General features: G+C 54.7%; 11 protein-coding genes. 2 read left to right on the plus strand and 9 right to left on the minus strand.

What is annotated here, in order from left to right; translation table 11 throughout:
* Positions 1-104 precede the first annotated feature (104 nt).
* Genes M0R30_RS14680 through M0R30_RS14690 form a run of 3 tightly spaced genes read right to left on the minus strand, consistent with a single transcriptional unit; the run spans position 105 to position 3,234 of the window.
* The gene (locus M0R30_RS14680) at positions 105-728 is read right to left on the minus strand and encodes a molybdenum cofactor guanylyltransferase (protein ID WP_292548262.1); all 624 of its coding nucleotides are present in this window, start codon (positions 726-728) and stop codon (positions 105-107) included.
* Between the two features lie 23 nt (positions 729-751).
* On the minus strand, positions 752-1,237 hold the full coding sequence (locus M0R30_RS14685) for an MGMT family protein (RefSeq protein ID WP_292548264.1): 486 nt from the start codon (positions 1,235-1,237) through the stop codon (positions 752-754).
* Positions 1,225-3,234, minus strand: a complete 2,010-nt coding sequence (locus tag M0R30_RS14690; protein ID WP_292548266.1) for an ATP-dependent DNA helicase — start codon at positions 3,232-3,234, stop codon at positions 1,225-1,227. Before M0R30_RS14690 ends, M0R30_RS14685 begins: the two co-directional genes overlap by 13 nt.
* Positions 3,235-3,339: 105 nt before the next feature.
* Here M0R30_RS14690 and M0R30_RS14695 point away from each other — a divergent pair, with 105 nt between their 5' ends.
* Both M0R30_RS14695 and M0R30_RS14700 read left to right on the plus strand, forming a co-directional pair.
* Positions 3,340-3,573 (plus strand): antitoxin VapB family protein, encoded by a 234-nt coding sequence (locus M0R30_RS14695; RefSeq protein WP_292548268.1) that lies wholly within the window; start codon positions 3,340-3,342, stop codon positions 3,571-3,573.
* Between the two features lie 5 nt (positions 3,574-3,578).
* Positions 3,579-3,947 carry a type II toxin-antitoxin system VapC family toxin gene (locus M0R30_RS14700; RefSeq protein ID WP_292548281.1) on the plus strand — a complete coding sequence of 123 codons (369 nt, stop codon included), beginning with the start codon at positions 3,579-3,581 and terminating at the stop codon, positions 3,945-3,947.
* A gap of 358 nt (positions 3,948-4,305) precedes the next feature.
* Here the strand turns inward: M0R30_RS14700 and M0R30_RS14820 are convergent, their stop codons facing one another.
* The 6 genes from M0R30_RS14820 to M0R30_RS14725 form a co-directional block, all read right to left on the minus strand.
* Complete coding sequence (locus tag M0R30_RS14820; RefSeq protein WP_366513140.1) at positions 4,306-4,458, minus strand: PIN domain-containing protein; 153 nt, start codon at positions 4,456-4,458, stop codon at positions 4,306-4,308.
* A gap of 24 nt (positions 4,459-4,482) precedes the next feature.
* The gene (locus M0R30_RS14705; RefSeq protein ID WP_292548270.1) at positions 4,483-4,875 is read right to left on the minus strand and encodes a type II toxin-antitoxin system VapC family toxin; all 393 of its coding nucleotides are present in this window, start codon (positions 4,873-4,875) and stop codon (positions 4,483-4,485) included.
* Complete coding sequence (locus M0R30_RS14710; RefSeq protein WP_292548272.1) at positions 4,872-5,084, minus strand: antitoxin VapB family protein; 213 nt, start codon at positions 5,082-5,084, stop codon at positions 4,872-4,874. Before M0R30_RS14710 ends, M0R30_RS14705 begins: the two co-directional genes overlap by 4 nt.
* A 185-nt stretch (positions 5,085-5,269) precedes the next feature.
* A complete protein-coding gene (locus tag M0R30_RS14715) occupies positions 5,270-5,671 on the minus strand; it encodes a PIN domain-containing protein (protein WP_292548274.1) in 402 nt (133 codons plus the stop codon).
* Positions 5,643-5,885: an AbrB/MazE/SpoVT family DNA-binding domain-containing protein gene (locus tag M0R30_RS14720; protein WP_292548276.1), complete on the minus strand. Its 243-nt coding sequence runs from the start codon at positions 5,883-5,885 to the stop codon at positions 5,643-5,645. Before M0R30_RS14720 ends, M0R30_RS14715 begins: the two co-directional genes overlap by 29 nt.
* Positions 5,886-6,813: 928 nt before the next feature.
* Positions 6,814-7,246 (minus strand): PIN domain-containing protein (locus M0R30_RS14725; protein WP_292548279.1); only part of this gene is annotated, 433 nt, incomplete at its 5' end.

Raw genomic sequence — 7,246 nt, forward strand, 5'->3', positions numbered from 1 at the left:
CTGGCAGACCTCGTTGCACTATTGATCCGGTATACTATCTACGGTTGATCTCATCGCATATATGTTAAAGCATTTGATAAAAGGAACTAACATGCAGGAGCGGTTTACCGGGAATTGTCCGGTGTATCCGTGCACGGGGTGTGCCGGCCGTTGATCCGCTCGAGGTCTTCGAGCTTGTTGATGTTGGTGAAGGACCGGAGCCCGGGGTCGTATGCCCTGAGTTCATTAACCGGGACATACCGGGTGTTGATCGAACGGATCATCGGGCGCAGTGAATAGGACTCGTGGTTTTTTAGGTATTCCAGCAGGACCTCGCGCCGGTATACTGCGTGGAGGGGTTCGAGCATGTCCTGGTTCCAGCTCGGGATCGCTGCATCGGAATCGCCGATCGTGTCGAAGAGGTACGAGATGACTCCTGCGTCGAGGCAGGGCATGTCGCACGCGGATACGAAGAGCAGGTCGCCCTTTGCCGCAAGGGCCCCGGCATGGAGCCCGCCGATGGGGCCGATCCCCTGGCGGATATCGGTGATGCACCGCACCCCTTCAATGTGGTCAAAGCGGCGGCACTGTTCCGGGTCCCGGGCCACGAGGATGATCTCGTCCACGACCTGCCGGAGCGTATCCACGAGACGTTCGATGAACGTCTTTCCCTGGTAGATGAAAAAATATTTTTCTTTGCCATTGGCACGCCGTGCTTCACCCCCTACCAGAACCACTGCGGACCTCATGCCTTCACCCCTGCTCCCCGGAATTATTGGATCTCCTGTATGTAGTAGTTTACGCGAGGGGAGATCCTGCCCTTCCGCACACCTTTCCTCTCCATGTCCAGGAGTAGTTGCTTGATCTCGATTGCCGGTGAAAATCCCCCGATCCCGCCTGCTGCCACGACCCGGTGGCACGGGATGACGAGCGGCGTTGCGTTGCGGGCCATTGCCTGCCCGACCACGCGGGGTGATGTACTGACCTGCCGGGCGATTTCACCATACGTTGCGGTCTTCCCGTACGGGATCTCCTGTACGGCCCGGTAAATCCGGCTATAGGGTGTATCATCGTGGATCGCGACACTCGCAAACGACCGGAGGTTGACTGCCCGTCCTGCGCAGAACTGCCGGACCGGCGTGGGGACATCGCCGTCGATCCCGGTGGTCGCGAAACGGACCCGGTGGATGGTGTTCCCGCTCCAGTACACATGGACATGCCAGAGCCCGAGCCGGCACGAGCCGCTCAGGATCTCCATGGGGCCAGCACCTCCCGGAACTGTTCGCAGTTGCATGCGATCATCTCGGCCTGCATCCACGGTGGCAGGGCATCGCGTACTCTCTTCTCCAGGAAGCGCTTCTCGCCCAGGACGAGGACGCCCCGGTCCTCGGGTGTCCGCAGCACGCGCCCGAGTGCCTGCAGGGAGCGGTTCACCGCGGGGAGCGTGTAGCAGAGGAACTCGCCCTCGGTCCCGAACTTGTGCCGGTAATACTCGATCATCATCTTCCGCACGCGGTTGAACGGGGCAAGCGGCAGGCCGATTACCATTGCGCCGGCAAGCATATCGCCCCGGTAGTCGAGCCCCTCGCTCCACTTCCCGCCCGAGACCGCGAACATGACGCCCGATTCGCGCCGGGAGGGCAGGGAGAGGAACTCCGAGAGGGCGGCGTTCGCGTTCGCCGTGTCCCGGGGTTCGATAAAGATCTTCTTTCCCCGGATATCCCGGGTGGTGAGTTCCGCGTAGGACTCGAGGATCTGGTAACTGGGGAAGTAGATCGCACGGTTGCCTTTGAGGGAGCAGAACGACCGGATGTATCCCGCGATCCGGTTCGTGTTGTCCCTGTTCTGCCGCATCGAGTACGCGGTGGTGATGTCGTTGGCGCAGGCGATGAGCCGGTTCTCCTTCGGGAACGCATTGGGCAGGGAGAGGGTGGTGACATTCCCGTTCCCGAAATAATATTTCCGGAAACTCTCAACCGGCGAGAGCGTGCCCGAGATCAGGATGGTGCAGGCATGCGAGCCGCAGACTTCCGAGAGCGAAGCGGCCGGGTCGATGCTGCGGACTTCGAGCGTGATCCCCGACTCGTCCCTGCGGTACACGGTCAGGAACGCGGGATCGGTGGCGGAGTTGGAGAGCCGGAGCAGGAACTCCGTCAGCCGCTCGATTGCGGTCTCGCGGAACTCGCCCGACTTCTGGTTTTTCTCATGGATCGTTTCGGAGAGCCCCATGAGGTCGTCAACGATCTCGTCCATGTCCTTGTAGAGCGATTCGCGGATGATCATCCGGTCGAAGATCGCGGGGTCGAACCAGTCTTCTGCTTCCGCAGAATTGGCAAGGCCCCGGATGAACTCCGTGAGCCGGGGCAGCACGTGCCGGACCGCCTCCGCCCCCTTGTGGCGCCGTGCCATGCCGGAGAGTTCCCTTGATGCCTGTTCGAGGTCGCGTTCCTCCATCGTGACGCTCTCGATGCCGGTGATCACGTCCCCGCAGTTGTGCGCCTCGTCGATTAAGAGGAGCACGTCCTGCGGCTCGACGCCGAGGTTCGCGTAGAGCTGGTCGCGGATGTCGCGGTTGAAGAGGTGGTGGTAGTTGAGGATCACGACGTCCGTAGTCCTTGCGGCCTGCATCATCAGTTCATACGGGCAGATCTCGCCGCAGAACTCCGTGAGCTCGCGGGGCGGGACCGGGTTTGCGATAACACGATCTGCTTTGTTCCGTAAGGCGGTAGAGGGCACCATCTTGACCCCCATGCTCTCGGCCGGCACAAACATCCTGCTCGCGATATAGTACGGGCAGAGGAGGGGGTGCTCCCGGTCCATCCGCCGGATCTGCTGGATGATGAACGGGTCTTTTGATGGGGTCAGCGCTCCCTTGTCGGCCCGGTCCCGCATCAGCGAGTTCGAGAAGGCCTTGACCCCCTCGCACCGCCGGTAGATGTCCCCTTCGCCGCCGAGAGGGCACATGCTGCCCTTGCCTACCAGGTACACGGTCTTGATCTGCGGGGCCTTCTTCCTGACAAGTTCGAGTTCGCGGATGAAGGTCGTGAGCTGGCTCACGGTCCGGACGGCAATGACGATCTTCCGCTTCTTCCGCTCGGCAAGGAGCGAGGCAACAACGCTCGACTTCCCGGAGCCGGTCGGGGCATCGATCATCGCGATCCCGCCCGTGCGTGCCACCTCCGCTGCGACCTCGAGCATGTGGCGCTGGCCGGGGCGGTACTCGCTGTACGGGAAGTAGGTGTCGATGCTGTCCATTTCTCTTGTTATGTTGGCGGCTGAAGGTTTTATGGGTGTGGGAACGTGAGGTGAAAGTAAAGAGCGTCGAAAAAAGTATAACTGTGTATACACAATAAATCTATCATGGTGACCAAGACCATCAACATCAAGGAATCTGCGTATCACGCGCTCAAGGCACACAAACGGGCCGGGGAGAGTTATTCCGATGTGATTCTCCGTGTCACCGGAGGCGAGGAGAAAAGTGTCTGCGATTTTTTGCAGACTGTCGATCCCGGGGTACGCAGTGAGATTGCAGAATCCGTGAAGACCGCAAAGACTGAACTCGCTCGCATCAAGCCCCGGAAGGTATCACTTTGACTATCGTGGATACCTGTTTTCTCATCGATCTCATGAAGGGAGATCCGGATGCAGAAACAGTGACACAATTACACGACCCCCTCAAGACAACTTCCATCAGCAGCGCTGAATTTCTCTATGGTGCGAAGAAGAGCGGTAAAAAGAAAGTCTATGACGTTTCGGAAAAATTCCTGCATTTTTTTCCGGTTCTTCCATTCGATGCGGAATCTGCAGTCATCTATGCTGATATTGCATCAGCCCTCCCCGGAAGTGGCCGGCATATCTCCACATTCGATGAGCTGATCGCGGCAATTGCGCTCCGCCATGATGAACCCCTGGTTACTCGTGACCGGCATTTTTCAATAATCGAAGGGCTTGATATTGTCTCATATTGAACCCCTGTTCTGGAATCCACAGGTTATTTTTACTTTTCGGGAAATCCCGGTTTGTCTGACCTGTGCAATTTATTTGAAAGATTCTGTGCGACTCCCGTCCGTACCCCCCGTGGCGAAGGGCTGATAGATCTTCCCCGGCCAGCCCCTCCTGTCAGGAATCACGCCCCTCCCCGGAAATATCAGGAAAATAGGAAAATTTTACCAGAACAAAAGAGAATAATTAATTACATTCTCACTCTGCCGGACTTGCGCATCTTTTTTGTGAGAATCTGCAAATCGTTCAGTACTTTTGAGTCATGAAGTGCGTCCGCGTACTTCAGTATGGTACGGCTTTTTGTCTTCATGTATGATTCACCATTCATCCGGGATACCCGGTTACCTCAACGCCCATATCGGAAAAATGCGGATCGTTTGTGACAACCGATGCGTTGACGGATAACGCGGACGCAGCAATGATCGCATCCGCAACGGAAATTCCCGGACGCTTTATGGTGCCGGCATTAATCGCGATCTCCCGGGGTTAACGTGATAATAATTATCGCTGGTAATTTCTTATCTCAATTCCCGCATACTTTGCAATCTTGTTAAAATCCGTATCTGCGGTAATTATTGTTCCTGCATGATGAGCAAGCGCTATGCCGGTAATCAGGATATCAAATGCATTCACCCGGTTCCCCTCTTTTGCCATACGGGCTCCGATACCACTTGCAATATCCGCAGCCATAAGATCGAAATCAAGGATCTCAACATCGGAAAAAAAGTGCCGGAAAAATTTCTCCTCTCTTGGCGATTTCATTCGCTGGATCCCTGCCATGATCTCGTAGTAGGATATCGTTGTCACGGCAGCCTTCTCACCCTGCGGTATGAGACTGGAAAGGTTCTCGTTCCGGAAGTAATCGATTAAAAACGAAGTGTCAAGGACGATCAAATTCTCGCCCGTCCTGAACTGCGCATCTTTTTTGTGAACATATGGAGATCGTCCAGTACCGTTGAGTCGCGGAGCGCCCCGGCATACTCCCGGATGTCGCGGTTCTTCCTGTTGATAAGGCGGTCAATGACATCGGAAAAACTGTCACCGCCTTCCTTGAGGACGAGAAGCGAATGATATGTTTCATCGCGGAGGGTGATGGTCTTCATTGCTTCATGCATTATAACACGATGCTATTTATATTTTATTTGCGGCAGCGTCGGACCGGATGATCCTGTTTTCCCCAAAAGGCCCCACGGTTTTGAGAATTCTTAAAAAAGCCGGTGTCAGATGGGGGTATATGAGAACGCAGTTGTCATGAACATCGATCAAAGGTATGGTCATGTACAGATTATCACGGATACCCGGTTACCTCAACGCCCATATCGGAAAAATGCGGATCGTTTGTGACAACCGAGGCTCCGACCGACAAAGCGGACGCAGCAATGATCGCATCCGCAACGGAAATTCCCGGACGCTTTATGGTGCCGGCATTAATCGCGATCTCCGAAGTCAGCGGGATGAGGTTCAGTTTCGAGCCCTGGACCTGCATGACCCGGAGCCGGGCGGTTGCTGCATCTGTTTTCCTTGTGTAAATGTATACAAGCTCGGTCAGCGTGATCGTTGCAACGAATCCTTCTGCCTCTCCATCCTGGATGGCCTCAAAATATTTTTTAATGGTATCCGATCCTTCTTCGCGGTTAAAAAATGCGAGAAACGCGTGGGTGTCAAAGAGCAATCTTGTCTTCGAGCTCATCATCCCACTCCTTCCGCATCTCGTTAAGCAGTGTCCCGGTATCCTTCAGCTTGTCAACGCCCCAGAGTTCTGTAAGGTTGACCAGCGGCCTGAGACAGATGCCATCATCCTCTTCCACGATCACCAGCGAGTCACCTTCCTTTAACGAGAATTTTTTCCGGACTTTTGAAGGAATGACGATCTGGCCTTTTGAGGACAGGGTAACAACGTCCATAGTATGAAATTAGTTGGATTGTAAGATAATATAGTTTTGGCTTACTGAGTAAGACATCTGTATTAATGTAAGAAAAAATTCATGGGAAGATGTATATCAGAGAGTGATTTCTCTGTCGATTATCACCGGTGGCGGTCTCCCTTGATCGTATGAAGTGACCTGTGTTCTCCCGGGATCCATTCTCCGTCGGAGAAACACGGTTCTTAAGAGGGAACGGGCATCACGGGAAGCGGTAATTCTTAAAAATGCCACAGTAATTCGACCCGGCCGGGTGTTTTTCACGACGAAAAAGGCATGACGGTATGTAGCGGTATTTGGATGGACGAACGGCCGGAAAAGCGGTAGTGGCAGGTCCGATCGGAAAAAACGCGTTTTTTGGATCGGTTTTACTTCGGCTCACCTATAGTTCACGTCGGATGAAATGGTGACCGTGGGGTACCCATACTGTCGGAGATCCAAGGCTGCGATGTCTCATATCCCGGCACATGATGGGAGTACCACCCCCCCGGAATAGTATCCGGGCTCATTTCTGCACCGGATTGCCATTTTTCCCTGGTGTCCGACCGGCCTGTTTTTGGGGTTTTTGCGGGGAGTGCCACGGGAAATTGTGCTATGGGCTCCGTTTGCTTATCCGGAGATTTTGCGAGGAGAAAAACCGGCCTGTTTAGAGCTTGTTTTAATCGAGGATCGGGTGGGGAGATGAGATTTGGGGTGTGGGGGGTGGTGATCCGTGACCCGGCGGTCGCTATGGGGGTTCTGGCGGGGTTCGAAGTTTTACGTCGGAGAATTCTTTGAATTCTTCTCATCCTCGTGGTTCGAAGATTTTCTGCGGAAAATCTTCTCTTCCTCAAGGTTCTGACAAACCTTTCGGATTCTGATGAACCACTCGCACGTCGAAGAACCGGGGCGATCTGACAAAAAAGACCGGTCAAGTGTCATCAATGAATATGACACCGGGGAAGATTTTGAAATGCGGGTCCCCCGTCAGGACCTTCGCACGGTTTTTCATTGCGGTTGCAATGATCAGGGCGTCGGCAATCCCGCCTTCCTTCATCGTGCTCCTGACGCCTCCCGCAAGCCGTGCAATGCTGATGTCAATCGGAACGATACGACTACGCTGCCGGATCTCAAGCAACATCTCCTCCATCTTTGTGGGGTTACCGGTGTTGTGCCGTTCCAGTTCCGCAATTGTAATCACGGACGTAATCAGATGTTCGGTCCCTTCGAAAAACGGATGAACCCGCATATCCCCCTGCCAGTAGTGAACCCAGGCCCACGTATCAAGAACGATGACGATGTTAATCCTCTCCACTGCACACGTACTCAGGCAGGTCCGGGAACTTTCCAAATCCCGAGGGGAG

Origin of the sequence: Methanoregula sp. (genome assembly GCF_023227875.1) — an archaeon.
GTDB lineage: Archaea > Halobacteriota > Methanomicrobia > Methanomicrobiales > Methanospirillaceae > Methanoregula.

What these genes read in the sequence shown, in the direction of transcription:
- M0R30_RS14680 (WP_292548262.1), bottom strand. Translation starts at nt 728, where the DNA reads ATGAGGTCCGCAGTGGTTCTGGTAGGGGGTGAAGCACGGCGTGCCAAT.
- M0R30_RS14685 (WP_292548264.1), bottom strand. Translation starts at nt 1,237, where the DNA reads ATGGAGATCCTGAGCGGCTCGTGCCGGCTCGGGCTCTGGCATGTCCAT.
- M0R30_RS14690 (WP_292548266.1), bottom strand. Translation starts at nt 3,234, where the DNA reads ATGGACAGCATCGACACCTACTTCCCGTACAGCGAGTACCGCCCCGGC.
- M0R30_RS14695 (WP_292548268.1), top strand. Translation starts at nt 3,340, where the DNA reads ATGGTGACCAAGACCATCAACATCAAGGAATCTGCGTATCACGCGCTC.
- M0R30_RS14710 (WP_292548272.1), bottom strand. Translation starts at nt 5,084, where the DNA reads ATGAAGACCATCACCCTCCGCGATGAAACATATCATTCGCTTCTCGTC.
- M0R30_RS14715 (WP_292548274.1), bottom strand. Translation starts at nt 5,671, where the DNA reads ATGAGCTCGAAGACAAGATTGCTCTTTGACACCCACGCGTTTCTCGCA.
- M0R30_RS14720 (WP_292548276.1), bottom strand. Translation starts at nt 5,885, where the DNA reads ATGGACGTTGTTACCCTGTCCTCAAAAGGCCAGATCGTCATTCCTTCA.